This is a genomic window from Candidatus Accumulibacter aalborgensis (genome assembly GCF_900089955.1).
GTDB lineage: Bacteria > Pseudomonadota > Gammaproteobacteria > Burkholderiales > Rhodocyclaceae > Accumulibacter > Accumulibacter aalborgensis.
Window position 1 is genome coordinate 24,069 of the sequence record NZ_FLQX01000145.1, and the last position, 26,345, is coordinate 50,413.

The window sequence follows — 26,345 nt, forward strand, 5'->3', positions numbered from 1 at the left end:
CGAGGAAATTGAACTTTTTTGCACGTGCGGTTTGATTCCTCCATACGAGTCTGGTATCCTGCGCATGTTTTGGAGGGGTTAGTCGTGCATCCTCAGGTTCGCTGGGTGTTGCGTTGCCAGTTGGCAGTGACACTGGTCGCGGCACTTGTAGCGTGGGGAGTCATGGGGTTGGACGCGGCTGTTTCTGCTCTGCTCGGTGGCGGGATCGCCATGGCCAGCGCACTTGCCTACGTGTGGCGTGCCTGGCGACCATCGGGAACAGCAGAGCCTGATGCGCAGGGAGCATACAACGCACAAGTGGCCGGCGAACGTTACAAGTTCGCTGTCACCCTGCTGTTGTTTGCCCTGGTGTTCAAGCACTACGCGCAGCTCGCGGCCTTGCCGCTCTTCCTGGCTTATGCTGCAACGATTGTCGTTTATTGGATGGCGCTGCTCAGGCAGCAATAGTCAAACAGGGGAAAAATATGGCTTCGGGCGAGGCGGTAAAAACAACGAGTGAATACATTGTCCACCACCTGACCAACCTCACTGTGGGTCACGGGTTCTGGACTTTTCACCTGGATACCTTGATCGTCTCTGGACTTATCGGCTTGCTTGCCTTCCTCGGCATGGCCAAACTCGCGAGCAAGGCGACTTCGGGAGTTCCAGGGTCAATGCAGGCCCTGGTCGAAATCGTTCTGTCCTTCGTTGATCAACAGGCCAAGGATACCTACCACGGCAGAAGCCCGCTGGTGACACCGCTGGCAATCACCATCTTCATCTGGGTCTTCCTGATGAACGCGATGGACCTGATCCCTGTTGATTTTCTCCCGTTCCTCATCGAGAAGACCGGGGTGCACGCCTTCAAGGTGGTGCCGACCACCGACCCGAACCTGACTTTCGCCATGTCCCTCTCGGTGTTCACCATCATGCTGGTCATGGGTATCAAGGTGAAGGGCCTCGGCGGTTTCCTGCACGAAGTGTTCACCATCCCGTTTGGCGCCAAACTGGCGCCACTGAACCTGCTCTTCCGCATCATTGAGGATATCGCCAAGCCGATCTCGCTCTCCCTGCGTTTGTTCGGCAACATGTATGCCGGCGAGATGGTGTTCATCCTGATCGCCCTGATGGGCATCTGGCAGTTGCCGCTGGCTTTGCCGTGGGCACTGTTCCATATCCTGATCATCACCCTGCAGGCTTTCGTCTTCATGATGCTGACCATCGTCTACCTGTCGATGGCCAGCGAGTCCCACGGTTAGTGGGCGAGACAACCCTGGACTGTTACCCGTTTGCTTCACGCTGTCCCTGTTTAACCCATTTAGCATGTCTTACTAGGAGAAATTAATGGAAGCCGCTCTGTCAATGTTGCTTGGTAATACCGCCATCGCCGTCGCCATCCTGATCGGTGCAGGTGCTCTCGGTACCGCTATCGGTTTTGGTATCCTCGGTGGCCGATTCCTCGAAGGAGCCGCTCGCCAGCCGGAAATGATTCCGACTCTCCAGGTCAAGATGTTCATCGTTGCCGGTCTGCTTGATGCGGTCACCATGATCGGCGTCGGTATCGCGCTCTTCATGCTCTTTGCAAACCCCTTCATTGCCGTCGTCAAGGCCGCTGCCTAAGCGCTTCTCCTTTTGCATCAACTCTTGACAGGAGGTTAGCGTGAACATCAACGCAACGCTGTTTGGCGAAGCGATCTGGTTCGGCGTCTTCATCTGGATCACCATGAAGTACGTCTGGCCACCGCTGCAAAAGGCCATGGCTGATCGCCAAAAACTGATCGCTGACGGGCTTGCCGCCGGCGAGCGCGCCAAGCATGAACTGGAACTGGCCAGCAAACGTTCCACCGACGCCCTCCGTGAGGCCAAGGCGAAGTCTGCCGAAATCATTACGGCAGCCGAGAAGCGCGGCGTGCAGGTAGTCGAAGAAGCGAAGCAAACGGCAAAAATTGAAGCCGACAAGGTCGTCGCTTCGGCCAAGGCCGAGATAGCGCAACAGGTGGAACAGGCCAGAGCCGAACTGCGTGCTCGCCTCGCCGACCTGGCTGTCGCCGGTGCCGAGCGCATCCTGAGGCGTGAGGTCGATGCCAAGGCGCATGCCGAAATGCTGGTCGCGCTCAAGCAGGAACTCTAAGACCATGGCCGAACTCGTTACCATCGCGCGCCCCTACGCTGAAGCGGTTTTCCGCATCGCGCTGGAGAACAAGGCGCTGGCGGCCTGGTCCGAGCGGTTGTCGCTGCTTTCCGCCATCGCCGGGGATAACCAGATGCGTTCGTGCATCGGCAACCCCGAACTATCTGCCACGCAGAAGAGTGAACTCTTCAAGGCGTTGGTTGGCAGAGCGGTGGACGGTGGCGAAGCCAATCTGATCGATGTCCTTGCCGCCAACGAGCGGCTTTCGGCTTTGCCGGAAATCGCCGACCTCTTCGAGGCGCTCAGAGCTGCCCAGGAAGGCGTCACGGAGGCCACGATCTACAGTGCCTTTCCGCTTGACGACGCGCAGCGCAAGGATCTGATCACTGATCTGGAAGCGCGCTTCAAGACCCGGCTAACTGCCGAAGTGGTCGTCGATCAATCGCTGATCGGCGGCGTCAAGATTGTGGTTGGCGACCAGGTTCTCGATACCTCCGTACGCGGAAAACTTGAGAGCCTGAGGTTGGCGCTCAACAACTAGGAGAATTTCCATGCAGTTGAATCCTTCCGAAATCAGCGAACTGATCAAGAGCAAGATCGAAAATCTTGCGATCAGCGCCGATCTACGTACCCAGGGCACCGTCGTTTCGGTGACCGACGGTATCTGCCGCGTCTACGGCCTGACCGACGTCATGCAGGGAGAAATGCTCGAGTTTCCGGGCAACACCTTCGGCATGGCCCTGAACCTGGACCGCGACTCGGTTGGCGCGGTGGTTCTCGGTGAATACGATCAGATCAGTGAAGGCGATACGGTCAAGACCACCGGCCGCATCCTAGAGGTTCCGGTGGGTCCGGAACTCCTCGGCCGGGTGGTGAATTCCCTCGGCCAGCCAATAGACGGCAAGGGTCCTCTGAACAACAAGCTGACCGACAAGATCGAGAAGGTGGCGCCTGGCGTCATCTGGCGGAAGTCGGTTTCGCAGCCCGTGCAGACAGGTTTGAAGTCGATCGACGCGATGGTGCCGATTGGTCGCGGTCAGCGCGAGTTGATCATCGGCGACCGGCAGACCGGCAAGACGGCGGTGGCGATCGATACGATCATCAACCAGAAGGGCCAGAACCTGATCTGCATCTACGTCGCGGTCGGTCAGAAGGCTTCAACGGTTGCCAACGTCGTGCGCAAACTCGAAGAGAATGGCGCGATGGAATACACCATCATCGTTGCCGCGACCGCTTCCGAAACAGCCGCTCTGCAGTACATCGCGCCTTACTCCGGATGCACCATGGGCGAGTACTTCCGTGACCGTGGCCAGGATGCACTGATCATCTACGATGACCTGACCAAGCAGGCTTGGGCCTACCGCCAGGTTTCCCTGCTCCTTCGCCGCCCACCGGGTCGTGAAGCGTATCCGGGTGACGTGTTCTATCTCCACTCGCGCCTGCTCGAACGGGCTGCCCGGGTTTCCGAAGGATGGGTCGAGAGGTTCACCAACGGCGAAGTCAAGGGCAAGACCGGGTCGCTGACCGCTTTGCCGATCATCGAGACGCAGGCGGGTGACGTGTCCGCCTTCGTGCCGACCAACGTGATCTCGATCACCGATGGACAGATCTTCCTCGACACCGACCTGTTCAATGCCGGTGTCCGTCCGGCCATCGATGCCGGTATCTCGGTTTCCCGCGTCGGTGGCGCAGCCCAGACCAAGGTCATCAAGAAGCTCGGTGGTGGGGTACGTCTGGCGCTTGCCCAGTATCGCGAACTGGCCGCCTTTGCGCAGTTTGCCTCCGACCTCGACGAAGCGACCCGCAAGCAGCTCGATCGTGGACGCCTGGTGACCGAACTGATGAAGCAGCCGCAGTACTCGCCATTGTCCGTTTCCGAGATGGCGATCACGCTGCACGCGGTGAACAAAGGTCTCTTCGACGATGTTGAGGTGAAGAAGGCGCTGGCAGTCGAGAAGCAGATGCACGGCTTCATCAAGCAAAAATACGCCGACCTCATCAACAAGATCGAAACAACCAAGGATCTTGACGCCGACTCTGAGCAGAAGCTCACCAAGGCGATTGAGGAGTTCAAGGCCACACTGGCCTGATCGATCGAGGAGATTGCCATGCCTAGCGGCAAGGAAATCCGCAACAAGATCAAGAGCGTCGAGAGCACGCGCAAGATCACCAAGGCCATGGAGATGGTGGCCGCATCGAAAATGCGCAAGGCGCAGGAACGGATGCGAGCTGCCCGCCCCTACGGCGAGAAGATCCGGCAGGTCGCCGGCAATCTTTCGCATGCCTTGACTGACTACCGCCATCCTTTTCTGACCGTACGTCCGCAAGTGAAAGCCGTCGGATTGATCGCGGTCACATCCGACAAGGGGCTGTGCGGTGGTTTGAACACCAACGTCCTTCGTCTCGCCCTGGGCAAGATGAAGGAGTGGGATGCCGAAGGCAAGACGCTGCGGGTAACCGCGATCGGCAACAGGGGACTGGGTTTCATGCAGCGCGCCGGTGCGCATGTCGTGTCGCATCTGACCGGGCTGGGCGATACACCGCATCTGGAGAAGTTGATCGGCCCAGTCAAGGTGCAACTCGACGCGTACATGAAGGGCGAGATCGACATTCTCTACATTGCCTTCACGCGCTTCATCAACACCATGAAGCAGGAGCCGACGCTCTATCAGTTGCTGCCCCTGTCCGGGGACCTCGTCGGCGGTGAGGGCAACCGCTGGGACTACATTTACGAGCCCGACGCCAAGACGGTCATCGATGACCTGCTGGTGCGTTATGTGGAAGCGATGATCTACCAGTCCGTTGCCGAGAACATGGCTTCCGAGCAGAGCGCGCGGATGGTGGCCATGAAGTCGGCGTCGGACAACGCAAAGAACGTCATCGGTGAACTCAAACTGGTGTACAACAAGGCTCGCCAGGCCGCGATCACCCAAGAGCTTTCAGAGATTGTCGCCGGCGCAGCGGCTGTCTGACCACGGATAGTTAGTTGTTAGTTTATTGATTAGGGATACGACGATGAGTCAAGGAAACATTGTTCAGTGTATCGGCGCCGTGGTGGACATCCAGTTCCCGCGCGACGCAATGCCCAGGATCTACAACGCACTCCAGCTCGACAAGGCTGAAGAGTCGGATATGTGCGAAGCCGAGTTGGTTTTTGAAGTCCAGCAGCAACTGGGTGACGGTATCGTGCGCACGATTGCCATGGGTTCGTCCGACGGACTGCGCCGTGGCATGAAAGTCAACGACACGGGCGCTGGCATCTCTGTGCCGGTCGGCAATGCGACGATCGGCCGCATCATGAACGTTCTCGGTCGCCCCATCGACGAAGCCGGCCCGATTGCAACCGAAGAGCGTCGGGCGATCCACCAGTTGGCGCCCAAGTTCGACGAGCTGTCGCCGTCGGTCGACCTGCTGGAAACCGGGATCAAGGTGATCGACCTCGTCTGTCCTTTCGCCAAGGGCGGCAAGGTCGGCCTGTTCGGTGGCGCCGGCGTCGGCAAGACCGTCAATATGATGGAGCTGATCAACAACATCGCCAAGCAGCACTCGGGTCTGTCGGTCTTTGCCGGGGTGGGGGAACGGACCCGCGAGGGCAACGACTTCTACCATGAAATGAAGGACTCCAACGTTCTCGACAAGGTGGCGATGGTATTTGGCCAGATGAACGAGCCACCGGGCAACCGCCTGCGCGTGGCGCTGACCGGCTTGACGATGGCCGAGCGCTTCCGTGACGATGGCCGTGACATTCTCTTTTTCGTGGACAACATCTATCGCTACACGCTGGCCGGTACCGAGGTTTCGGCACTGCTCGGCCGGATGCCGTCCGCGGTGGGCTATCAGCCGACGCTGGCTGAAGAAATGGGCCGCCTCCAGGAACGAATCACCTCGACCAAGGTCGGTTCGATCACCTCGATTCAGGCCGTCTATGTGCCAGCCGACGACCTGACCGACCCGTCGCCGGCGACCACCTTCCTGCACCTCGACTCGACCGTCGTGCTGTCGCGCGACATCGCTTCGCTGGGCATCTATCCGGCCGTCGATCCGCTTGACTCGACCTCGCGCCAACTCGATCCACAAGTGGTTGGCGAGGAGCACTACAGCGTAGCGCGTGCGGTCCAGATGACCCTCCAGAAGTACAAGGAGTTGCGCGACATCATCGCCATTCTCGGGATGGATGAGCTGTCGCCGGAAGACAAGCTGGCCGTCTATCGTGCACGCAAGATTCAGCGCTTCCTGTCGCAGCCGTTCAGCGTCGCCGAAGTCTTTACCGGCTCGCCGGGCAAGTATGTGACGCTCAAAGACACGATCAAGGGCTTCAAGATGATCGTTGAGGGTGAATGCGACAGCATTCCCGAACAGGCGTTTTACATGGTTGGCGCGATCGAGGAAGTGTTCGAAAAGGCCAAGACCCTCTAGAGCGGCATCAGCAAGCGTCGTTTTTGGCTCGTTTTTGCGTCATTTTCGCGCCGCTTTCGGGCGCGGAAATGAGCCCCCCAGCAACAAGGAAAGAAAGCCATGTCCATCAGAGTCCATGTTGACGTCGTCAGCGCCGAGGAACTGATCTTTTCCGGCCAGACCGATTTCGCCGTGTTCCCCGGCGAAGCGGGCGAACTCGGCATCTACCCACGGCACACGCCGCTCCTGACGCGTATCAAGCCAGGGACCGTGCGCCTTAAAATCCCTGACAGCAACGAGTACGAGTTGGTCTACGTCTCGGGCGGGATGCTCGAGGTGCAGCCGGCGTTGATTACCGTCCTGGCCGACACCGCGATCCGCGCGCACGATCTCGACGAAGCCAAGGCAATGGAAGCGAAGCGCCGGGCCGAAGAGGCCCTGAAGGATCGCTCGTCAGACGTCGGCCTGGCAACTGCCGAGGCGGAACTGGCCCAGGCCGTTGCCCAGTTGCAGGCGATCAAGAAGCTGCGCAGCCGCCACTGAGCAAGACACCGCAAAAAAGCAGCCCGCGGGCTGCTTTTTTGCGGTCGGTAAGCGGTGCCTATCATGCCGAGCGCAGTTCGACCCGCTCCAGTTTTTTCTCGAAGCGCGACAAATCCTCGCGCAGCGCGTCGACCTGTGAGCAGAACGATCCGATCTCTAGGCGGCGCGCCAGCACGGATTCCTCCTCGCCGAAATACTCCGCTGCTGCCAGGGCCAGGTTTCCCGGGCCCGGCCATCGTCCCAGGATCTTCACCACCTGGAATGCCCGGCGAGCGACCACGTCGCCAAGAACCCGGGACAAGTCGTGCTCCACATCCCAGCGCAAATTGCGAAAAACGAAACCAAGGGTTTCCGCCAGATCGGCGGAGCCTGAAATCGTCATCGCAGAAAGCAGTGAGCGTCTGTCAGTCAGCGCACGTAGCGGGGCATCATCCGGAAGCCGTATGCTGACCGCTACCGGCGATCGAGCGTCCGCTGCTTCGAGCAGCCCCGCTTCAGATATCCTGACCACCCATTTCGAACTGCCGAACTCGACGCTCGCCGTTTGCCCGGCAACGCCGGCAAGCCGATCGCGCGCCCAGTCTTCCGCCGCCAGGACGTGATTGACAAAAGCCAGCGCCGGTCTGGTCAGCATCCGAATCAGCAGGACAAGGACGGGCCAATCAGGAATCAGGAGAGCTGCTGAATACCGGCAACCACCCAGCCCTTGCCGCCTTCAACCGGCTTGGTGAGGTTCCAGACTTCGTCAAAGGGTGCCGCTGCCGCTCCCACCTCTTCGCGAATCATGCCACTGAAGCGCACGCTGGCGACGTGTCGGCCAGCTTCGGTGACCAGCTCGATCAATTCGGCGTTCAGCGTCATGACATCCGTCTGCTGGGGGACCTTTCCTCTCTCGTCCAACTGCAACTTGATCTCGGCGAACAACTCGGGACCGACAAACTCACGAATGTCCTCGAGGTTACCGGCATCGTTGGCTGCCTGCAGACGAATGAAATTCAGCTTGCCAATGCGCAGAAAGCCCTCGACGTCGAAGTCAGCCGGAATCCTCGCCACTGAAGCAGCCACGCCGGCAGCCGCTGGCGCGTTCACGTCAGGGGTGTCGAGCGCAGCAGCCGGCAGAACGGGACGGGTGTCGAACTGCGGCTGTGTCGACAGGCCAGGCCCACCCTGGCCCGCGTACTGAAAGGGTTCAGACGTCGGCGCCGGAGCCTTGCGCCGAAACAGAACCTTGAAAACGACAAAGGCAGCCATCGCCAGCAAGGCGATCATCAGCACGTTGGACAAACCCTCGCCCATGCCGAAATGCGACAGCAAGGCAGCAATGCCAAGGCCGGCGGCGAGTCCGGCCAGCGGGCCCATCCAGTTGCGCTTCGGTGCGGCGGCTGGCGCTGCCGCCGGCGAAGCAGCGGGCGCCGCCGCTGCGCTCGCGGGTGGGGTGGCCGGCCTCTGGGCGACCGATTCCCTCTGCATGCCGGTCGACCTGCCTCCGCCCAGCCGTTTGGCTTCGGCGTCACCGACGACAAGGCCAAGGCTGAGCACACAAACGCTCAGCGCCACAAGAATTTTTTTCATCACCTTCGCTTCTCCTGTCAAAACTTGAAACCACGATGCAGGGCGACGACGCCCAGCGCCAAATTGAAGTATTCGACTTGCTCAAGACCGGCTTGTTCCAGCAGACCTTTAAGCGCCTCCTGATCCGGATGAACCCGAATGGATTCGGCCAGATAGCGGTAGCTCGCCTCGTCGCGCGTGATGAGCTGACCAAGGCGAGGAATGACCTTGAACGAGTAGAAGTCATAGGCTGGCGCCAGAGGCTTCCAGACGTGCGAAAACTCAAGCACCAGCAGTCGCCCTCCCGGCCGCAGCACGCGTCGCATCTCGGCCAGCGCCAGGTCCTTGTGCGTCATGTTACGCAGGCCGAAGGCCACCGTAACACAGTCGAAATAGTCATCCGGGAACGGTAGCTTCTCTGCGTCGCACTGCGCGACGGGGACGATGAAGCCCTTGTCGCTCAGCCTATCGCGACCGCGGGTAAGCATCGCATGATTGATGTCGGTCAACCAGACCTGACCGTCATTGCCCAGAATTCGCGCGAAAGCCAGTGCCAGGTCACCGGTACCGCCGGCCACGTCGAGGACTCGGCCCCCCCCGCGGACGCCACTCCTGGCGATGGCAAATGCCTTCCACAGGCGGTGGAGGCCGCCCGACATAAGATCGTTCATCAGGTCGTAGCGCTGGGCTACCGAGTCAAAAACGTCGGCGACACGCTGCGCCTTTTCGTCCTCGACGACCTCCTGGAAGCCGAAATGGGTAGTGCTTCTGTCGTTCATGAGTGCTGCCAATGGGAATGATTCGGCGAAAATCAATGCGTCCCGCAACTGCCATGCATTTTGGCGGGCATTGCCGGGAGGTCATCCGGGTCACGGCTGGCGCCATCCTGCTCCACGCGAACGAGGTAGGCCTGCCAGAGTTGGTCACGGTGCGTGCCCAGGTTGTAGAGCAGATCCCATGAGTACAGGCCACTGTCGTGGCCGTCCGAGAAAATGGGTCGGATCGCGTAATTACCCACGGACTCGATGCGGTCGATGCCGACGTCGCGCTTACCCACCTGCAGGACCTCCTGCCCGGGGCCATGGCCGCGTGCTTCGGCCGAAGGCGTGAACACACGCAGGAACTCGTAGCTCAGTTCGAAACGCTCATCGTCGCCGAAAGTGATCTCGATAATGCGCGACTTCTGGTGCAGCTTGATCTCGGTGGGGGTCTTCGTGTTCTCGTCCAGGCCAGCCATGAAAGTCTCTACGCGAAGTTGGGCCAAGTATCATAGCGCAAAACGCCGAGGCTGCTGTATCAAACGACGATGAAGGTCACTCGCTCAAAATCCGGCCCTGCAGCGACAAGCCGCTGCAGCTTCACCTGGGCAACGCTGTCATGGTAGATCTGCAGCAGGCGTTCGGCATAGTACCAACCCTGCGGGATCACCAGTGTCTGCTCGACGCCGATCGCCGAAACCGCAGGCAGCAAGAAAGCGCGACTGTAAGGATCGCCATGCCCCGGCGTCTGCGGCATCGGGCGCGCCGCAATGGCCTGTGGTCGGCCAGGCAGCGCGGCGATGCCGGCGACCAGACCGCCATCCTGCTCCTGCCTCAACCAGACCAACTGAGCCAGAAAATGGGCGTTGCCGTCATGCGGACAAAGCGACAACAACTGCCCTGGTGCCAGCTTCCTGCCCGCGTTTGACCGGCTGAGCCGGAAACCGTTGGCACACTGGTCGAGTACTTCCCAGTCATCAACTGCAAAGCCCAGTTGTGCCTGACGTACGACCAACTCGCGAGTCGGGTCGGCCATGTGGCGGAAGGCAAAGAGACTGTCGAATTCCTGACGCGAATAGATGCGCGCGCTCTCCGGCTGGTTGAACTCCTTTCCGGAAACGCTGAAGTGAATGCCGGCCAAGCCCGAGCACACCTTCGAGATTCCGGACGCATTGTGGCGGCGGAAGCGGCGCGCTGCCCGCAGCAAGGACCACGGGCCGGCCAGTCGCCTGAGCAAGCGCTGACATTGCGCGGCTGTACAGTCTTCACCGAGGCCAAGCTGCGCTGGTGAAATCCTTTGCTGCAACTGCCGCCTCATCTCATTGATCTGCATCGTCAGGCGCGAAGGGTCGAGGCGACGCAGGTTTTCGGGTTGCAGGCACGCCGACGAGGCACACAGACCGGTGTCCCGCATCAGGTCGACGACATAGGTCGGCAGCGGCTCTCCCGGCACGGCGGTATGCATGCTGACCAGTGGTGACCAGTGGCTCGCCCAGCGCCGAACCAGGCCAAGCTCGCGAACGGACAGGCTGTAAGGCCCGGCAAGTTCGATCAGCAGCAGGCCGACGAAAGCGGCAGTGCAGTGCGTGCTACGGCCGAGGGGATCAAGAGAATCCGGAACAGAAAGCGTCGCCACGCCCCATTCTTCAGCGCTGGCGTAAAAGCCGTGCAGGTCCAGCCACAGTCCGCCCGGCAACTCCCGACGGGCGCGATGATGCTCGATGACCGCCATTCCCGTGTAGTAGATACAGCGATGCAGAATCAACGCCAGCCGTTCAGTCTGCGCACTATCGTCGGCGCTTTGCAACTGCGCACAGTGCGAGTAGGCACGGGCCGCCTTCAGCCAGGTGGTCACCACCTCCTGAAAAGCGGCTTCTTCGCTCGCGCCGAGCGGCAGCGGCTTGTTGATGTAGCGTCGGGCAAGATCTTCCTCTATGAAGCAGAGCGATATTCGGGTCTGTTCGAGAAGCTGTAGATAGACGTCGGCTGCCGGAGGGGACTGCAGTAGACTATCCAGGAACTGGTTCATTTCAACCACCGCCTGTTGCGAATTGGCCAACGACAGGCCCGACAGGATCCTGAAACCGGTTTGCAGGTCGGAAATTTTCATCGTAGCCGGAACCCTGGCAAAGACTGCGCTCATGATGCTTTCTCCTCGATGGCCGTCACGCGTCGCGACGTGCTAAGTCGTGCGCAGGGCAGCGATGATTCGCTCACCCAGTTGCCGCCCGTCGACCAGGCTTGGTGGCGTGAGCTGCACCCGTTGCGGTGCGGCCCAGATGGGATTGGGAAAATGCCTGTCGTCATGCCAGCGCGGGATCAGGTGCCAATGAACGTGTGGCGTCAGGTTGCCGAGACTCGCGAGATTGATCTTGTCCGGCTGATAAAGGGCGCGCAAGGCGGTTTCGACGGCAAACACCACGGTCATCAGTTGCATCCTCTCCTGGTGAGCGAGGTCGGTCATCTCGCTCAGATGCCGGTGCAAGATCACTCGGCAGAAGCCGGGATAGTCCGGGTCCGCCACCATGACGACGCGACACAGCGCGTTCTCCCACACCACTTCACCCCCTGGCGACGCACACAACTCGCACTCTTCCAACCGGTTATCGCTCACTTTGAGACTCCTTGCTGATCGTCTGGCGCCGATGCGCCGTGTTGACCGACACGATAGGCCGGTCTGGCAGCGAGCGTTAGGAACTAGGTCACGGACGGAGCAAGGAAGCTCGGCAAGGCCTGGATGGCGTCGCCCGACCCGCAACTTGTGACAGTGCAAGGGGTTCCCACCCGCCGGTCGGCGTGCAGCCGCGCTGGACGACTGCGGTCGTCGCTACAGGAGGACGCGCTCGATACCGCCGTTGTTCGCCGTAGCGACGTAGCGCGCCATCCAGTCGTCACCGAGCAGACGTTTGACGATCTCGACGACGATGTAGTCGGCTTCGGTGCCCGCGTCGTCGTTGTAGCGCGACAGGCCCTGCAGACAGGAAGGGCACGAGGTGAGCACCTTGACCTCGCCTGTAAAGCCATCGGCGCGCAGTTTGCCGGCGCCCTTCTCGATCTCCTCCTGTTTGCGGAAGCGCACCTGCGTCGACACGTCGGGACGCGTGACCGCCAGCGTTCCCGATTCACCGCAGCAACGCTCGGAGAGATCGACCCCTTGCCCCATCAACTGGTTGACCACCTTGATGCCGGGCATCGTGCGCATCGGCGCGTGACAGGGGTCATGGTACAGGTAGCGCGTGCCGCTGACGCCGTCGAGCCGAATGCCTTTCTCCAGCAGGTATTCGTGGATGTCGAGCAAGCGGCAGCCAGGGAAGATCTGCTCGAAGTGGTACTTTTCGAGCTGGTCCATGCAGGTTCCGCAGGAGACGATGACGGTCCTGATGTCGAGATAGTTGAGTGTGTTGGCCACCCGGTGAAAGAGCACGCGGTTGTCGGTGGTGATCGTCTGGCCCTGGTCGGCCTCGCCGGCAGCCGTCTGCGGATAGCCACAGCACAGGTAGCCCGGCGGCAGCACCGTTTGCGCGCCGATTTCGTAGAGGATCGCCTGCGTCGCCAGGGCGACCTGCGAGAACAGGCGCTCCGAGCCGCAGCCGGGAAAGTAGAAGACCGCGTCGCCGTCGTAATCGGGCGCGCTGACCTTGTGCGGATCGCGAATGATCGGCACGACTTTGTCGTCTTCGATGTCCAGCAGGGCGCGCGCCGTGCGCTTGGGTAGCCCGCTGGGCATCGGCTTGTTGATGAAGTGGATGATTTGTGCCCTGAGCTTTGGCGGGCCAAGGGTTGCCGGCGGCTGTCGGGTCTGGCCCTGGATCATGCCCAGCGATCTGGCCATCCGGTGCACCAGGCGTTGCGCCCGATAGCCCCAGTCGATCATCAATTTGCGGACCAGCTTGATCGTCGCCGGGTCCTTGATCGTCAGGAAAGCCATGGCGGCGGCTTTCGCCGGTACGAAACGCTTCTTCCCCTGTTCGCGCAGGAGATTGCGCATCCTGATCGAGACGTTGCCGAAATCGATATCCACCGGGCACGGCGTGACGCATTTGTGACAGATCGTGCAGTGATCGGCGACGTCGTTGAACTCGTCGAAATGCCTCAGCGAGACGCCGCGCCGGGTCTGCTCCTCATAGAGAAAGGCCTCGATCAGCAGCGAAGTCGCGAGAATCTTGTTGCGCGGTGAGTAGAGCAGGTTGGCGCGCGGAACGTGCGTTGAACAGACCGGCTTGCACTTGCCGCAACGCAGGCAGTCCTTGATCATCGTCGAGATATTGCCGATCTCCGATTGCTCCATGATCAGCGACTCGGTGCCCAGCAATGAAAACGAGGGCGTGTAGGCGTTGCTCAGGTCGGCTCCGGGCAGCAGCTTGCCCTTGTTGAAGCGTCCTTCAGGGTCCACCCTGGCCTTGTACTCGCGGAATGGGCGGATTTCGTCCTCGCTCAGGAACTCGAGCTTGGTAATGCCAATGCCGTGCTCACCGGAGACCACTCCGTCGAGCGCCCTGGCGAGCACCATGATTCGCTTGACGGCCGCATACGCACCTTGCAGCATCTCGTAATCGTCGGAGTTGACGGGAATGTTGGTATGCACGTTGCCGTCGCCGGCATGCATGTGCAGGGCGACAAACAGACGGCTGCGCAGAGTCTCCGCGTGGATCGCGCTGATGCGCTCGATCACCGGCCGGCAGACGACGCCGTCGAAGATGTCTTCCAGTTGAGGCTTGAGTTCGCTTTTCCACGACACGCGTATCGAATAATCCTGCAGGCGATGGAAAAGCGTGGGCGTGGACGCCCTGTTTTTCAGCACCCCCGCGTGCACGCCCAGAGCGGCGAACTGCGCTTCGGCTGCCGCCAGAGGCAGGTCGAGATTGTCGAACAGCCACCGCCAGCGCGCGCGAACGCCGGCGACGACGTCCAGCGCGAGCGCACGCCGCTCGCCGATGAGCAGTTCGGGGTCCAGGTCGACCTCACCACGGTGCAGCGGCAGATCGCCCCGCAACAGTTCGCTCAGCGCGTCGCAGAGCGCCAGCTTGTTCGCTATCGACAGCTCGATGTTGATGCGCTCGATCCCGTCGCAGTACTCACCCATCCGCGGCAGCGGAATCACGACGTCTTCATTCAGTTTGAAGGCGTTGGTGTGTCGTGAAATGGCGGCAGTCCGTGAGCGATCGAGCCAGAATTTCTTCCGCGTTTCGGCGTCGACGGCGATGAAGCCTTCGGCGCTGCGCAGATTGCACATGCGCACGACCTCTGAGGCCGCTGCCATCACGGCGGTCTCGTCGTCACCGGCAAGGTCGCCGATCAGGACCATCTTCGGTCGGCCGGCGGTTTCCGCCTTGCGCTTGGCTTTGGTGGCGTAGCCGACGGCGCGCAGATAGCGTTCGTCGAGGTGTTCGAGGCCGGCGAGCAGTACGCTGGCCTGCCGGCCGGCGCCGCCGGGTTTGAAGTAATCGGTGATCTCGACGATCGCCGGCACCGCTTCGCGTACCTGGCCAAAGAATTCGAGGCAGACGGTACGCGTGTGTGCTGGCATCTGGTGCAGAACCCAGCGGGCGGCAACGATCAGGCCATCGGTCCCTTCCTTCTGCACGCCCGGCAGACCGGCCAGGAACTTGTCGGTGACGTCCTTGCCGAGGCCGGCCTTGCGAAATCTCGAACCGGGAATGGCCAGGATTTCCGGCTGCCCGTAAATGGTTTTGCCATCTCTGCGGAAGCGCTTGATCTCGAAGTGCGCGACCTCCTGTTCGTGGATCTTGCCGAGGTTGTGATTGAGGCGCATCACTTCCAGCACGTGCCCGCTCGGGTCGACCATCTTCCACCACGCCAGGTTATCGAGCGCGGTTCCCCACAGCACGGCTTTCTTGCCACCCGCGTTCATGGCCACATTGCCACCGATGCACGAGGCCTCCGCCGATGTCGGGTCAACGGCGAAGACGCGGTTCACAGCCGCTGCGGCCTCCGAAACGCGGGCGGTGACCACGCCGGCGCCAGTACGGATCGTCGCGCAGGGGTGGGCGCAACCGGGCAGCAGCACTTCTTCGACGACACTCATGTCGATCAGCTTCTCGGTGTTGATCACCGCCGAAAGCGGTGTCAGCGGGATCGCGCCGCCGGTGTAACCCGTGCCGCCGCCGCGCGGAATGATCGTCAGCCCGAGTTCAATACAGCCACGCACCAGCGGGCCGATTTCGTCCTCGCTGTCCGGGTGGAGGACGACGAAGGGGTACTCGATCCGCCAGTCGGTAGCGTCGGTCACCTGCGCGACGCGGGCCAGACCATCGAAAGCGATGTTCTCCCGGCGCGTGTGCCTGGCCAGAGTTTTCCTGACTTGAGCGCGCAGCTTCGCGGTGTCGTCGAAATGCCGCTCAAAACCAGTGACCGCCGCTTCGGCGGCAGTGAGCAGTTGTCCGACCTTGTCGTTGCCCTGGCGACGCTTTTCTATCTCCCGCAGTCGGTGGCGGAGCGCGTCTACCAGGGCCACACGCCGCTCGCGGTTGGCGAGCAGGTCGTCTTCCAGATACGGGTTCCGCTGCACGACCCAGATGTCGCCAAGAACCTCGTAGAGCATTCGCGCCGAGCGGCCGGTGACGCGCTCGGCACGCAGTTCATCCAGAAGCGACCAATTCTCCGCACCGAGCAGCCGAATGACGATCTCACGGTCAGAAAACGAGGTGTAGTTGTAGGGGATCTCGCGCAGTCGTGCGTTCATCACAAGCTCCCGGCCGCTGCCAAAGGGTGGATTCTAGCGTACCCTATGCACGCTTATCACCGATGGAGAACACAAGATGAAATTGACCTCCAGTAGCCGGCTTCTTGCTGCCGGCTTTTCCGTCGCCCTGGTCGCTTGCATCACGGCGCCCCAGGGTGATGCTGGCTACACCCGATCTTCCGCGCTGCCTGCACCACCCGACCCGCAGGATAACCCGACGACGCCCGGGAAGGCGGCGCTGGGCAAGCAACTGTTCTTCGACAAGCGCCTGTCCGGCGATGGCAGCATGTCCTGCCAGGGCTGCCACTACCGCCACCTCGGATGGACAGACGGGCTGCCGCTGTCGCGCAAGGTAGGCGGCGGAATGAACACCCGCCATACGCCCAGCGTCTATGACACGGGCTACTATACTGCCTGGTACTGGGACGGTCGGGCAAAGACGCTTGAAGGCCAGGTCACGGCGGCCTGGAAAGGACAGATCGGCGCTGACCCGGCCAAGGCCGCCGCGGTCATCGCCTCCGTCCCCGGCTACCAAGCCACGTTTCAGCAGGTCTTTGCCGCCGAACCCAACGCGGACAACATTCCCAAAGCGCTGGCCGCCTTCCTGCGTACGCTCAACAGCGGCGAAGCGCCCTGGGACCGCTACACCGCCGGCGAGAAGAAGGCTGTCACCGCCGATGCGGTCGCCGGTTACGAGCTCTTCACGGGCAAGGCCGGCTGTGCCGCCTGCCACACGCCACCGCTGTTCAGCGACAGCCTGTTCTACAACGTCGGCCTGGAAGCGGGCAAGACGCCGCCTGATCTCGGCCGCTATGCGGTGACCAAGGAGGCGAAAGACACGTCGGCCTTCAAGACACCAACGCTACGTTCGGTCGGCATATCCGGTCCATACTTCCACGATGGCAGCGTCGTCAGTCTGGACGGAGCGGTACGCTACATGGCCTCAGGAGGCAAGCCGGATGCCCACAAGAGCAGCCTGCTGGTGGACCGCAAGCTCTCCGAGAAGGAAATCGGCCAACTCGTTGCCTTCCTCAACACGCTGACCAGCGAGGAAAGCTTCGTCGACCCGACGCTGCCTTGATCTCCCTGCTTCAGGGTGGCAGCATCAGGCGAAAAACGGCACCCTCGTCGTTGCCCAGTTCGACATAGCCGTGCTCGCCGGCATTGCTGTGCAGAGCAGCCACCCGGCCGGCGAGGTGCAGGCCAAGGCCGGTGCCCTCCCTGCTCAGCGGCTGCATGGCGACCGGCTGACCAAGCATCGCCGCCGGATAACCCGGACCGTCGTCGCGCACACTGAATTCCAGCCAGCCGGTACGCACGCACGCCGCCATGAGCACCCGCTGCCGGGCATGGCGCAGGGCGTTGTAGAGCGCATTGAGCAACACCATACGGACCAGGGCTTCGTCATAGAACCATATTGCGGGCGCGTCCACCAGATCAGCGCTCACGGTCAACGCGTTCTGCGGGCCGACTTCCCGCGTCAACTCCGTGAGCAGGTCAGCCGGAGTCCGCGCATCGATCTCGATACCCAGATTGCCTTTTTCCGCCTTGTACCAGGCCAGCAAGCGCGTCAGCGTAGCCGCCACTTCGAGCACCGCGTGCACGGTGTCGCGATCACCCTTTGCTTCCGCCCGACTGGCCAACACGGCCAGTCGGTTCTTGACATCGTGCAGGGTGAAAGCGGCGAGATCGCCAAAATCGATCATTTGTGCGCTTTCGCGTATTTGGCGCGAATCCGGGTCATCAACTCGGCCATGTCGGCCAGCTTGGGATGCGTCGGAGCATGCGCCTGGACGGCTTGCTGAAATGCTTGCGCCGTGCGCAGCTTGGCCGCATCGAGACCATTCTTGAAGACATCGAAAAGCAAGGCGACCGCCGCGTTGGACACCACCTGCATGTTGCCGGGCACGCGGTGCGCCGCCGCGGTAAGCATCTCGGCCGCCACACTCAGTTCCCCAGCTTTGGCGCGCAGCACCGCGTCGTCGTTGATCTTGATGATTTCTCGAATGCTCTCCTTGACCAGTTGCTTGGCAAGTTCCGGCGCGCCGTGCTCGCTCAGAACGGCCACAATGCGGCCATGCAGTTCTTTTGATTCCGGATTGCTCTGTACCAGGTTCTTCAGAATGTCCCGCGCCGCGTCCTGATTGCCGATGGTCAGACAGGCCTTGGCAACCGCCAGCAATACGGCCTCGGGAAGAGCGGATCGATCGGCCTGCGTGGCGCGCGCCAACGCTGCCGCTGCTTTGTCCGGGTGGCCCGCCTTTTGCTGCGCAACAGCCTCGATGGCTGCCAGCAGTGGATTGTTGGCGTCGTCCCTGAAGCTGGTCCTCACCTCCTCGAGCAAAGCGACGGCCCTACCGGGTTCGCCCATTTCGGTCAGAGCGTTGCCCAGGCGGGCAAAATCACTGGTTTCGCGCAGCGGCGAATGGCGGGTCCTCTTGATGACCTGGCCAAGCGCCTGTTCGACCCGCGAAAAGTCTCCGTTGACTTCAGCGGCGGTGGCAATGGCGCGGTGCCGCGCCAGCGAATTCGGCGAAACGGTACAGGCGCTATCGAGGATGGCCATCGCTGCAGCGGCGTCGCCCGTCGCCAGGTGCACCTGGCCAAGGAGGTCATAAGCCGCCATCAACCTCGGCGACTCGGCAATCAGTTCGTTGAGAGTTTCCTTGCAGCGCACCGTATCGCCCTTTTTACGTAGCGCGTGCGCCAGGCCCAGTTTGGCCCAGGGCATGGAGCGCATGACGAGGACCTGCTCGTAAAACCCCACAGCGCCCTCGGCCTGCCCGGCCTGAAGCAGGGCGTTGCCCTTGATGCGCATGACGTCAACCAGATAACGATCCCTGGCCGCGATGATTTCGTCGCAGGCGGCAATCACCTCGGCCCAGTCCCCCGCGTCCTGCATCTGATCGACCCTGGCCAGACGCTTCTTTTTCTCGAACAGTCGCTCCAGACGCATTTTCAGGGTATCGGCAGTGAAGGGCTTGAGCAGGTAGTCGTCAGGCATGCATTCCGCGGCCGTGACCACACTCTCGTAGCCCTTCTCGGCGGTGATCATCATAAACAGTACACCGCGACCAATGACGTTACGGCTGCGCAGAAACTCGAGGAATTGTTGCCCGTCCGTTCCGCCGGCCAGGTAATAGTCACACAGGATGACGTCGAAAGGCTGGGCCTTGAGCTGCTCGAGTGCGTCCTTTACGGTGCTGCTGACCGCGATGGTCTCACACCCCAGGCTTCCCACCTGGCTGCGTAGCGAACTGCGCATTTCCGGCAGATCGTCGAGGATGAGAATACGCTTGTCGCGGTAAGGGGTCTGGATGGACATGGCACGGGCACCGTTTCAAGGCAGGAAGCAAAGTATGCCAGCCAGCAGCCGGCAGGCGGTGGCTACAGAAAGGAATGAAAACCCAAGCGCACGAAACATAAGTAGTATCTGTGCCCTGTTCATTCGTGTCAAATTTCGTTAATCTCGCTCGACGTTCCCTTCTTGTATGCGCGAAGAGACGAGGGAACCTTGATTCTTTTCTTTCGGTCTACAGTTGTCCTCGGTCGCAGCACTTCGCTGGGCAAGGGTGCAGCGTCGAAGTGACAAGGGGTCGCGACAAAGCACGCAATCAGTCATACCACTTACAGGAGGGGGTCGTGAACATCGTTTCCAGACATGCCATTTGGGGTCTCTTGTCGGCGATCGGGGTATTCTCGCTCGGCACCGTGGCGCTATCGCGGGGCGAAACCATCAACGCCTTGTGGATAGTCACTGCTGCAGTTTCAATCTATCTGGTCGCCTACCGCTACTACAGCCTGTTCATCGCCGATACGGTGATGCAACTCGACCCGACGCGGGCCACGCCGGCCGTCCGCCACAACGACGGCCTGGATTACGTGCCAACCAACAAGTACATCCTGTTCGGCCATCACTTCGCGGCGATCGCCGGCGCCGGCCCGCTGGTCGGCCCCGTGCTGGCCGCGCAGATGGGTTACCTGCCGGGAACGCTGTGGATCATCGTCGGCGTGGTACTGGCCGGCGCGGTGCAAGACTTCATGGTGCTGTTTGTCTCGACGCGGCGTGACGGCCGTTCGCTCGGCGACCTCGTCAAGTCGGAACTGGGTTTCGTCCCCGGCATCATCGCCCTGTTCGGCACCTTCATGATCATGGTGATCATCCTCGCCGTTCTGGCGCTGATCGTCGTCAAGGCGCTGGCCGAAAGCCCATGGGGAACCTTCACCGTCGCCGCGACGATCCCGATCGCCATGTTCATGGGCGTCTACAACCGCTTCATCCGCCCCGGACGCGTGGGAGAGATATCGATCGTCGGCTTCGTGCTGCTGATCGCAGCGATCATCGTCGGCGGCCAAGTCGCCGAAAGTCCGACCTGGGCACCGATGTTCACCTTCGACGGCAAGCAACTGACCTGGATGCTGATCATCTACGGCTTCGTTGCGTCGGTTTTGCCGGTGTGGTTGCTGCTCGCACCGCGGGACTACCTGTCGACCTTCCTGAAGATCGGCACCATCGTCGGCCTCGCTCTGTGCATGGTCTATGTCGCACCGAACCTGCGCATGCCGGCGGTCACCCAGTTCATCGACGGCACGGGTCCGGCCTGGTCGGGCAGCCTGTTCCCGTTCATCTTCATCACCATCGCCTGCGGAGCGGTTTCGGGCTTCCATGCGCTGATCTCGTCGGGAACGACACCCAAGCTGCTCGACAACGAAAAGAATGCGCGCATGATCGGTTATGGCGGCATGCTGATGGAGTCCTTTGTCGCGATCATGGCCATTGTGGCTGCTTCGGTGATCGATCCGGGAGTCTATTTCGCGATGAACAGCCCGCCCGCGATCATCGGCAAGACCGTCGAAGGGGCGGCGCAAGTTATCTCGCAGTGGGGTTTCGTGATCACCCCCGAGGTACTGATGCAGACCGCCAGGGATGTCGGCGAGAACAGCATCCTCTCACGTGCCGGCGGTGCGCCGACGCTGGCGGTGGGAATGGCCCAGATCTTTTCGCAGGTCATCGGTGGCCACGCGATGATGGCCTTCTGGTACCACTTCGCCATCCTCTTCGAGGCACTGTTCATCCTTACCGCCTGTGATGCCGGGACGCGTGCCGGACGCTTCATGCTGCAGGATCTGCTCGGCACCTTCGTGCCGTCGTTCAGGCAGATCAACTCCTGGCCGTCCAACCTGACCGCCACCGGGCTTTGCGTCGCCGCATGGGGATACATCCTCTATCAGGGAGTGGTCGATCCACTCGGCGGCATCAACAGCCTGTGGCCGTTGTTCGGCATCTCCAACCAGATGCTGGCTGGGGTGGCGCTGATGCTGTGCACGGTCGTGCTGTTCAAACTGAAGCGGCAGCAGTACGCCTGGGTGACCATCCTGCCTGCCTGCTGGCTGCTGGTGTGCACGCTGACGGCGGGTTGGCAGAAGGTTTTCGACGCCAATCCAAAGATCGGCTTCCTCGCCCTGGCCAACAAGTTCCAGGCGGCTCTCGACAAGGGCGAGCTGCTTGCCCCGGCGAAGAGCGTCGAGCAGATGCAGCAGATCGTCTTCAACAACAAACTGGACGCTGCGCTGGCCGCTTTCTTCATTTTCGTGGTGGTCAGCATTCTCTTCTACACGGTCATCGCCTGCATGAAGGCCTTGCGCGAGGACAGGATCACCAGTCAGGAAATGCCGTATCAGGCAATGCCCACCGCGAAGGCCTGAGGTGATGTTCAACGATCTCGCCAAGGTCGGCAAGTATCTCGGGCAGGCCGCCAGATTGATGGTCGGTCTGCCCGACTACGACACCTATGTGGCGCACCTGCGCGCCACGCATCCCGAGCTGCCGGTAATGACCGAAGTCGAGTTTTTCCGCAATCGGCAGGAAGCGCGTTACGGGTCCGGACGTTCGGGCGGCTGTTGTTGACCTCCTCCCGACAGGCAGCGAAGGGCACCCGCCCTTCGCTGCCCGCGTCTCGACCACTCATGAACCAGTCTACCTGTGCTATGAAAGTCGCGAGAGCGACTCACGAATCTCCCCTCTCCCGCATGCGGGAGAGGGGTCGGGGGTGAGGGAAGCGGTCATGACGTTCATTAGCGGGGGTGTTTAGGAAGTCATGACCGTTTGCACCCCGCTGCCGGTCACCCTGCTTTCCGGCTTTCTCGGTGCCGGCAAGACGACCGTGCTCAACGCCTTGCTGAACCATGCCGACGGACTGCGTTTCGCCGTCGTCGAAAACGAATTCGGCGCCATCAACATCGACAGCCAGCTCATTTCGCGCCGCAGTGGCGGCATCATCGAGCTGACCAACGGTTGTGTCTGCTGCACAGTCAGCGCCGACCTGGTGCGCGGACTGCAGGAACTCGCCGCACGGCGCGTCGCCGGCGAACTCTCATTCGACTGGATCATCATCGAAACGACCGGGCTCGCCGACCCCGGCGCGGTGGCCCAGACCTTCTTTGCCGCGCCCGAGTTGCGCGACGACTTCATGCTCGACGGCATCGTCGTCGTCGTCGATGCGCTGCACGCACAGAAGCAGCTCGATCAACACAGCGTCGTCCAGCGTCAGGTCGGCTTCGCCGATCGCCTGCTGCTCGCCAAGTGCGATCTCGTCGATACGGACGCGATCGCCGTGCTGGCCGAGCGCCTGGCGCGAATCAATCCGCGCGCGCCACAGCAGCGACTGGCGCAGGGTCGCGCCGAACCCGGTTCGCTGCTCGGTATCGGCGGCTTCAATCTCGATGCCTCGTTGCTGGCGGCTGACGCCGATCAGCGCTCTCCTGCCCGCTTCACACCACTGGCGACTTCGACCCGAGGCGCGGTCAGATGGTCGCGCCGGCCGGCGGCGCACGACGACGAAATCTCGTCTTTCCTGCTCGAAGCGGGTGAGGTCGATCTGGACAGGGTCGGTTCGTTCGTGCAGTCCCTGATCGACGAGTTTGGCGACGAACTGCTGCGTTACAAGGGAATTCTGGCCATCCCCGATGAAAACCGAAAACTGATCTTTCAGGGCGTACAGCGCGTCGCGGGCTTTGATTACGGCGAAGTCTGGGCGCCCGAGGAGGTACGCGTTTCACGAATCGTGCTGATCGGCAAGCAGTTGCCGGAAGCGCGGCTGCGCGAAGCATTTCTGAAATCGACCATCACGCCGTCGATCGCTGATGACGGCAAGGCGCCGAAGGTGATACATTAGCGAGCACTAATACACCATCGGAGATTACCGTGCGCATGTCCACCTCACTCCTGCTTACCTGTTCTCTCGTTTCTGCAGCTCAGCTCGCCTGGGCGCAGGATACAGCGTCATTGCTCACCGATACACGCCAGACGGCGGTGCCGGTGCTGCCCAAGGTGGTCCAGGCGATGCAGACGGCGGTCAAGGAACAGGGCCCGGTTGTAGCCATCGCCGTGTGCAAGGAAAAAGCGCCGCGACTGCTGCAGGAAATGCGCCAGCAGACCGGCTGGGATATCCGCCGTGTCAGCCTGAAAACGCGCAATCCCGCCACCGGCACACCCGATGTGTGGGAAGCGCGGCAACTGGCTGACTTCGACCTCAAGGCGGCCAACGGTGCAAAGCCCAAGCAACTCGAAATCGGCGAGATCGTCACCGCGGCCGACGGCAAGCGCAGCTATCGCTACATGAAAGCGCTGCCGGTAGCCGAGGTCTGCGTGACCTGCCACGGCCCGGCGGAATTGCTCTCCGACGACCTCAAGGCAGCGCTGGCCAGGGACTACCCGCATGATCGGGCGACCGGCTATGCGCCAGGCGAGATCCGTGGTGCGCTGTCAGTCAAGCGGCCACTGTAAGCTCACTGTGCACGCCGGGCGTCTCGATCCAGCCAACGGTCATGACGAACCGCCGGAAGTCGAGGTGGTGATCGAGGTTCCGCGCGGCAGTTTCCTCAAGCGCGGTTCCAGCGGACGGGTGGATTTCGTTTCCCCCCTGCCCTGCCCGTTCAACTACGGCTCGGTGCCGAACTACCTCGGCCTCGAGGGCGATCTGCTCGACGCGCTGGTCCTCGGACCGCGCCTGCCCTTCGGCGCGCGCATCCGCGTCCGCGCCTGGGGCGCCGTGACGCTCACCGACCGCGGCCTGAGCGACGACAAGCTGATCTGCAGCGCCCACGCGCTGACGGTGGCGGAACGACGAAGCGTGTTGTGTTTCTTCCACTTCTACGCCAGATGCAAGGGGCTGCTGAACATCTGGCGCTGTCGCCCGGGTCGTAATGCCTGCGACGGCTGGTGTGCAGCCTCGCTGGCGATCGCCCGCGCCCAGCCACTCAGGGAACCGTGGCCAGGACCGCGGGTAGGGTTCTGACCCGTTGCGCGCTGGCAAGCGCCGTAGGATGTGCTGACATAAGGCGAGCCGGAACCCGATGCCAGCGTCGTCGCGGTAGCCAGGCTCGTACCCGTAGCGGTAGGCCGACACGTACCAGCCGCTGCCCTGCCACTAGCCGCCGCGCAAAACGCGGGAGACGCCTCCCTGCGAACCTCGGGGGTCAAGCTGGGCACCCGCTGAACACACACCGGACCAGTGGGTACACCAGTCCAAGACGTTGCCGTGCATCTCGTACAAACCCCAGGCATTGGGCAGCGCTTCGCTGTGGGAGGCTTCAGCGTCTTCGATGCTGTGATCGATCCTGCGCATTGGCGGCCGCGACGTCGGCCGAGCCAGGTAGACCGGGCTGTTAACTGCCCTTGTCGGCAGCGCCTCCTTGATCCGGCGAGCGAGTCACGCGTCGGTCAGGTTCGGCTATAATCGAGGCTTGCCGCATGATTCGCCCCCGTAGCATGAAGGTCGTGCAGTTGATTTGTAATCATCAGGTGTTGGTTCGATTCCGACCGGGGGCACCAAAAAAATCAATCACATAGCCATGTCAATTGATCGGGCTTCTGGCTTTTCTGGCCGGCGCGTAGCCGCCGTGTAGCCAAATCCGGTCAAGCTGTAGCAAGAGAACCCGGCCATCACAGCAGGCCGGGGCTTTGCGCGAGCGTCAGGGTCAGGGCTTCGGAAACGCCGTATTAGCCGATCAGGAGATTCGCTTGCTGAATCCCGCTGCCTATGCCTGCTGTGTGCATGGAAGCCAAGCGGCGCACCTCTGCCCGCCTGAGATTGCTCCACGAACGGCAGAAAACGCCCCTCTCCTGACCCAGGACTACTCTTCGAGGCCGCCGCCGGAGCCGGCGAGTAAACGCGAGGAGGTGACCATGAGCGAGGGTAAGGGACGGACAATGGCGACCGATTTGGCCGGGGCTGGCGGCAAGATTCTCGCCGGCGGGTTTTCGCAGCGACTGGGCCGGCGGCTGACCGAGTGTGTCGCCGCCCTGGCGGCCGTGGAGAAGATTTCCTCGCCGATCATCCCCTCTATCGCCGCCTGGCGCGAACACGAGAAGATCATCTGGTACGAATATGTAGGCGCGCGCTTTCTCGCCCTTCTCGGCTGCGAGCGGGGGGAAATCGACGAGGTCTTTCGGCAGAGTATCGTCGATCGGCGGCTTTACCGCTACGCTGAGCGGGAGAGCAAGGTCGAGGAGGAGATCGTCACCCGCGCCGAGTTGCGCGGCCATCAGGCCGGTTTGCGCGAGGAGGTGGAAAAGGCGGGGGCGGTGGAGTTCGTCTATCAACTGGCCTTGCCGGGGGGAAAGAGGATCTGGCTGAAGGACCAGGCCAACATCGAGGTCTTTGTCGAGGACCGGATCTGTCTCTCCATTGGCTGCCTGACCGAGGTCAGCAAGGAGATGGAGCAGAAGGATCTGCTGGAAAAAATCGGCTATTTCGACGAACTGACCAAGTTGCCTAAACGGACCATCCTCCAACGGATCATCGAGATGAATATCGGTAATCTCCACCGCGGCCACATCAACGATTTCGTCTTTCTGTTGCTCGACCTGGATCATTTCAAGGCGGTGAACGACAGCCATGGCCATCAGGCCGGGGACCAGGTTCTGGTCGGCCTGGCGGAGGTGATGCGCGCCACCAAGCGGCATGAGGATGAGATCGGCCGCTATGGCGGCGAGGAGTTTTACGGATTCTCCATCGGCGGCCTGAAGAACGGCCTTCAATTCGCCGAGCGCTTACGGCTGGCGGTGGCCAACACCGATTTCACTTTCAATCAGGAGCGAATCCCGGTCACCGTCTCGATCGGCCTGGTCGCCGCGAGCCAACTGGCGGGGGTAGGGAAAATCAGTGCCGAGGAGTTGGTGAGGGTAGCCGATCGGCGCTTGTATGCGGCCAAGGAAGAGGGGCGCAATCGGGTGGTCTTTGAAGGCTGACCCCCCCGGAATGATCGTCCTCCTGCCATTGAT

General features: G+C 61.6%; 26 protein-coding genes and 1 tRNA gene. 17 read left to right on the forward strand and 10 right to left on the reverse strand.

Annotated elements, in window-relative coordinates; translation table 11 throughout:
• The first annotated feature begins 84 nt into the window (after window positions 1-84).
• The 9 genes from ACCAA_RS17520 (at window position 85) to ACCAA_RS17560 (ending at window position 7,048) form a co-directional block, all read left to right on the forward strand.
• Complete coding sequence (locus ACCAA_RS17520; protein ID WP_186408543.1) at window positions 85-447, forward strand: ATP synthase subunit I; 363 nt, start codon at window positions 85-87, stop codon at window positions 445-447.
• Between the two features lie 17 nt (window positions 448-464).
• Window positions 465-1,238, forward strand: a complete 774-nt coding sequence (gene atpB, locus ACCAA_RS17525; protein WP_186408544.1) for a F0F1 ATP synthase subunit A — start codon at window positions 465-467, stop codon at window positions 1,236-1,238.
• Window positions 1,239-1,323: 85 nt separating this feature from the next.
• Window positions 1,324-1,599, forward strand: a complete 276-nt coding sequence (atpE, locus tag ACCAA_RS17530) for a F0F1 ATP synthase subunit C (RefSeq protein ID WP_425394497.1) — start codon at window positions 1,324-1,326, stop codon at window positions 1,597-1,599.
• A gap of 40 nt (window positions 1,600-1,639) precedes the next feature.
• Window positions 1,640-2,110 (forward strand): F0F1 ATP synthase subunit B, encoded by a 471-nt coding sequence (locus ACCAA_RS17535; RefSeq protein ID WP_186408545.1) that lies wholly within the window; start codon window positions 1,640-1,642, stop codon window positions 2,108-2,110.
• A 4-nt stretch (window positions 2,111-2,114) separates the two neighbouring features.
• The gene (locus tag ACCAA_RS17540) at window positions 2,115-2,651 is read left to right on the forward strand and encodes a F0F1 ATP synthase subunit delta (protein WP_186408546.1); all 537 of its coding nucleotides are present in this window, start codon (window positions 2,115-2,117) and stop codon (window positions 2,649-2,651) included.
• A 10-nt stretch (window positions 2,652-2,661) separates the two neighbouring features.
• Entirely contained in the window at window positions 2,662-4,200 is a 1,539-nt protein-coding gene (gene atpA, locus ACCAA_RS17545; protein WP_186408547.1) for a F0F1 ATP synthase subunit alpha, read from the forward strand.
• A gap of 18 nt (window positions 4,201-4,218) precedes the next feature.
• Window positions 4,219-5,082, forward strand: a complete 864-nt coding sequence (gene atpG, locus ACCAA_RS17550) for a F0F1 ATP synthase subunit gamma (RefSeq protein ID WP_186408548.1) — start codon at window positions 4,219-4,221, stop codon at window positions 5,080-5,082.
• A 43-nt stretch (window positions 5,083-5,125) separates the two neighbouring features.
• Complete coding sequence (gene atpD / locus ACCAA_RS17555) at window positions 5,126-6,526, forward strand: F0F1 ATP synthase subunit beta (RefSeq protein WP_186408549.1); 1,401 nt, start codon at window positions 5,126-5,128, stop codon at window positions 6,524-6,526.
• 99 nt (window positions 6,527-6,625) lie between these two features.
• The gene (locus tag ACCAA_RS17560; RefSeq protein ID WP_186408550.1) at window positions 6,626-7,048 is read left to right on the forward strand and encodes a F0F1 ATP synthase subunit epsilon; all 423 of its coding nucleotides are present in this window, start codon (window positions 6,626-6,628) and stop codon (window positions 7,046-7,048) included.
• A 61-nt stretch (window positions 7,049-7,109) separates the two neighbouring features.
• Here the strand turns inward: ACCAA_RS17560 and ACCAA_RS17565 are convergent, their stop codons facing one another.
• From ACCAA_RS17565 to ACCAA_RS17595, 7 genes are all read right to left on the reverse strand, one after another.
• Window positions 7,110-7,682 (reverse strand): ubiquinone biosynthesis accessory factor UbiJ, encoded by a 573-nt coding sequence (locus ACCAA_RS17565; protein ID WP_186408551.1) that lies wholly within the window; start codon window positions 7,680-7,682, stop codon window positions 7,110-7,112.
• A 35-nt stretch (window positions 7,683-7,717) separates the two neighbouring features.
• The gene (locus ACCAA_RS17570) at window positions 7,718-8,620 is read right to left on the reverse strand and encodes a Tim44 domain-containing protein (protein ID WP_186408552.1); all 903 of its coding nucleotides are present in this window, start codon (window positions 8,618-8,620) and stop codon (window positions 7,718-7,720) included.
• 17 nt (window positions 8,621-8,637) lie between these two features.
• Window positions 8,638-9,378, reverse strand: a complete 741-nt coding sequence (gene ubiE, locus ACCAA_RS17575) for a bifunctional demethylmenaquinone methyltransferase/2-methoxy-6-polyprenyl-1,4-benzoquinol methylase UbiE (RefSeq protein WP_186408553.1) — start codon at window positions 9,376-9,378, stop codon at window positions 8,638-8,640.
• A gap of 32 nt (window positions 9,379-9,410) precedes the next feature.
• On the reverse strand, window positions 9,411-9,836 hold the full coding sequence (locus ACCAA_RS17580; protein WP_186408554.1) for a gamma-butyrobetaine hydroxylase family protein: 426 nt from the start codon (window positions 9,834-9,836) through the stop codon (window positions 9,411-9,413).
• A gap of 59 nt (window positions 9,837-9,895) precedes the next feature.
• Entirely contained in the window at window positions 9,896-11,500 is a 1,605-nt protein-coding gene (locus ACCAA_RS17585; protein WP_186408555.1) for a hypothetical protein, read from the reverse strand.
• A gap of 39 nt (window positions 11,501-11,539) precedes the next feature.
• The gene (locus ACCAA_RS17590) at window positions 11,540-11,971 is read right to left on the reverse strand and encodes an HIT family protein (protein WP_245754651.1); all 432 of its coding nucleotides are present in this window, start codon (window positions 11,969-11,971) and stop codon (window positions 11,540-11,542) included.
• Between the two features lie 213 nt (window positions 11,972-12,184).
• On the reverse strand, window positions 12,185-16,060 hold the full coding sequence (locus ACCAA_RS17595) for a DUF3683 domain-containing protein (protein ID WP_186408556.1): 3,876 nt from the start codon (window positions 16,058-16,060) through the stop codon (window positions 12,185-12,187).
• A 76-nt stretch (window positions 16,061-16,136) separates the two neighbouring features.
• On the opposite strand from ACCAA_RS17595, the gene ACCAA_RS17600 reads away from it, so the two are divergent.
• Window positions 16,137-17,141, forward strand: coding sequence for a cytochrome-c peroxidase (locus ACCAA_RS17600; RefSeq protein WP_186408557.1), 1,005 nt, complete (start codon window positions 16,137-16,139; stop codon window positions 17,139-17,141).
• A 10-nt stretch (window positions 17,142-17,151) separates the two neighbouring features.
• Here the strand turns inward: ACCAA_RS17600 and ACCAA_RS17605 are convergent, their stop codons facing one another.
• Complete coding sequence (locus tag ACCAA_RS17605) at window positions 17,152-17,766, reverse strand: sensor histidine kinase (protein ID WP_186408558.1); 615 nt, start codon at window positions 17,764-17,766, stop codon at window positions 17,152-17,154.
• Window positions 17,763-19,385 (reverse strand): response regulator, encoded by a 1,623-nt coding sequence (locus tag ACCAA_RS17610; protein ID WP_186408559.1) that lies wholly within the window; start codon window positions 19,383-19,385, stop codon window positions 17,763-17,765. Before ACCAA_RS17610 ends, ACCAA_RS17605 begins: the two co-directional genes overlap by 4 nt.
• 317 nt (window positions 19,386-19,702) lie before the next feature.
• Between ACCAA_RS17610 and ACCAA_RS17615 the strand changes: the two genes are divergently transcribed.
• The 5 genes from ACCAA_RS17615 to ACCAA_RS17635 all read left to right on the forward strand — a co-directional run bounded on the left by ACCAA_RS17615 (window position 19,703) and on the right by ACCAA_RS17635 (window position 24,357).
• The gene (locus ACCAA_RS17615; RefSeq protein ID WP_186408560.1) at window positions 19,703-21,766 is read left to right on the forward strand and encodes a carbon starvation CstA family protein; all 2,064 of its coding nucleotides are present in this window, start codon (window positions 19,703-19,705) and stop codon (window positions 21,764-21,766) included.
• 4 nt (window positions 21,767-21,770) lie between these two features.
• Complete coding sequence (locus ACCAA_RS17620; RefSeq protein WP_186408561.1) at window positions 21,771-21,968, forward strand: YbdD/YjiX family protein; 198 nt, start codon at window positions 21,771-21,773, stop codon at window positions 21,966-21,968.
• Window positions 21,969-22,158: 190 nt separating this feature from the next.
• Window positions 22,159-23,235: a CobW family GTP-binding protein gene (locus ACCAA_RS17625; protein ID WP_186408562.1), complete on the forward strand. Its 1,077-nt coding sequence runs from the start codon at window positions 22,159-22,161 to the stop codon at window positions 23,233-23,235.
• A 35-nt stretch (window positions 23,236-23,270) separates the two neighbouring features.
• Entirely contained in the window at window positions 23,271-23,846 is a 576-nt protein-coding gene (locus tag ACCAA_RS17630) for a Tll0287-like domain-containing protein (protein WP_245754652.1), read from the forward strand.
• Between the two features lie 7 nt (window positions 23,847-23,853).
• On the forward strand, window positions 23,854-24,357 hold the full coding sequence (locus ACCAA_RS17635) for an inorganic diphosphatase (RefSeq protein WP_245754657.1): 504 nt from the start codon (window positions 23,854-23,856) through the stop codon (window positions 24,355-24,357).
• A 132-nt stretch (window positions 24,358-24,489) separates the two neighbouring features.
• On the opposite strand, the gene ACCAA_RS22775 is transcribed toward ACCAA_RS17635, so the two are convergent.
• Window positions 24,490-24,687, reverse strand: coding sequence for an SUMF1/EgtB/PvdO family nonheme iron enzyme (locus ACCAA_RS22775; RefSeq protein ID WP_186408565.1), 198 nt, complete (start codon window positions 24,685-24,687; stop codon window positions 24,490-24,492).
• Window positions 24,688-24,819: 132 nt separating this feature from the next.
• On the opposite strand from ACCAA_RS22775, the gene ACCAA_RS17645 reads away from it, so the two are divergent.
• Both ACCAA_RS17645 and ACCAA_RS17650 read left to right on the forward strand, forming a co-directional pair.
• Window positions 24,820-24,893: transfer RNA gene (locus ACCAA_RS17645), tRNA-Thr, on the forward strand.
• 354 nt (window positions 24,894-25,247) lie between these two features.
• Window positions 25,248-26,312 carry a GGDEF domain-containing protein gene (locus tag ACCAA_RS17650; protein WP_186408566.1) on the forward strand — a complete coding sequence of 355 codons (1,065 nt, stop codon included), beginning with the start codon at window positions 25,248-25,250 and terminating at the stop codon, window positions 26,310-26,312.
• Window positions 26,313-26,345 lie beyond the last annotated feature (33 nt).

Coding starts and splice junctions, on each gene's coding strand:
- atpB (WP_186408544.1), top strand. CDS start 465: ATGGCTTCGGGCGAGGCGGTAAAAACAACGAGTGAATACATTGTCCAC.
- atpE (WP_425394497.1), top strand. CDS start 1,324: ATGGAAGCCGCTCTGTCAATGTTGCTTGGTAATACCGCCATCGCCGTC.
- ACCAA_RS17540 (WP_186408546.1), top strand. CDS start 2,115: ATGGCCGAACTCGTTACCATCGCGCGCCCCTACGCTGAAGCGGTTTTC.
- atpA (WP_186408547.1), top strand. CDS start 2,662: ATGCAGTTGAATCCTTCCGAAATCAGCGAACTGATCAAGAGCAAGATC.
- atpG (WP_186408548.1), top strand. CDS start 4,219: ATGCCTAGCGGCAAGGAAATCCGCAACAAGATCAAGAGCGTCGAGAGC.
- atpD (WP_186408549.1), top strand. CDS start 5,126: ATGAGTCAAGGAAACATTGTTCAGTGTATCGGCGCCGTGGTGGACATC.
- ACCAA_RS17560 (WP_186408550.1), top strand. CDS start 6,626: ATGTCCATCAGAGTCCATGTTGACGTCGTCAGCGCCGAGGAACTGATC.
- ACCAA_RS17565 (WP_186408551.1), bottom strand. CDS start 7,682: ATGCTGACCAGACCGGCGCTGGCTTTTGTCAATCACGTCCTGGCGGCG.
- ACCAA_RS17570 (WP_186408552.1), bottom strand. CDS start 8,620: ATGAAAAAAATTCTTGTGGCGCTGAGCGTTTGTGTGCTCAGCCTTGGC.
- ubiE (WP_186408553.1), bottom strand. CDS start 9,378: ATGAACGACAGAAGCACTACCCATTTCGGCTTCCAGGAGGTCGTCGAG.
- ACCAA_RS17580 (WP_186408554.1), bottom strand. CDS start 9,836: ATGGCTGGCCTGGACGAGAACACGAAGACCCCCACCGAGATCAAGCTG.
- ACCAA_RS17585 (WP_186408555.1), bottom strand. CDS start 11,500: ATGAGCGCAGTCTTTGCCAGGGTTCCGGCTACGATGAAAATTTCCGAC.
- ACCAA_RS17595 (WP_186408556.1), bottom strand. CDS start 16,060: ATGAACGCACGACTGCGCGAGATCCCCTACAACTACACCTCGTTTTCT.
- ACCAA_RS17600 (WP_186408557.1), top strand. CDS start 16,137: ATGAAATTGACCTCCAGTAGCCGGCTTCTTGCTGCCGGCTTTTCCGTC.
- ACCAA_RS17605 (WP_186408558.1), bottom strand. CDS start 17,766: ATGATCGATTTTGGCGATCTCGCCGCTTTCACCCTGCACGATGTCAAG.
- ACCAA_RS17610 (WP_186408559.1), bottom strand. CDS start 19,385: ATGTCCATCCAGACCCCTTACCGCGACAAGCGTATTCTCATCCTCGAC.
- ACCAA_RS17620 (WP_186408561.1), top strand. CDS start 21,771: ATGTTCAACGATCTCGCCAAGGTCGGCAAGTATCTCGGGCAGGCCGCC.
- ACCAA_RS17625 (WP_186408562.1), top strand. CDS start 22,159: ATGACCGTTTGCACCCCGCTGCCGGTCACCCTGCTTTCCGGCTTTCTC.
- ACCAA_RS17630 (WP_245754652.1), top strand. CDS start 23,271: ATGTCCACCTCACTCCTGCTTACCTGTTCTCTCGTTTCTGCAGCTCAG.
- ACCAA_RS22775 (WP_186408565.1), bottom strand. CDS start 24,687: ATGCGCAGGATCGATCACAGCATCGAAGACGCTGAAGCCTCCCACAGC.
- ACCAA_RS17650 (WP_186408566.1), top strand. CDS start 25,248: ATGAGCGAGGGTAAGGGACGGACAATGGCGACCGATTTGGCCGGGGCT.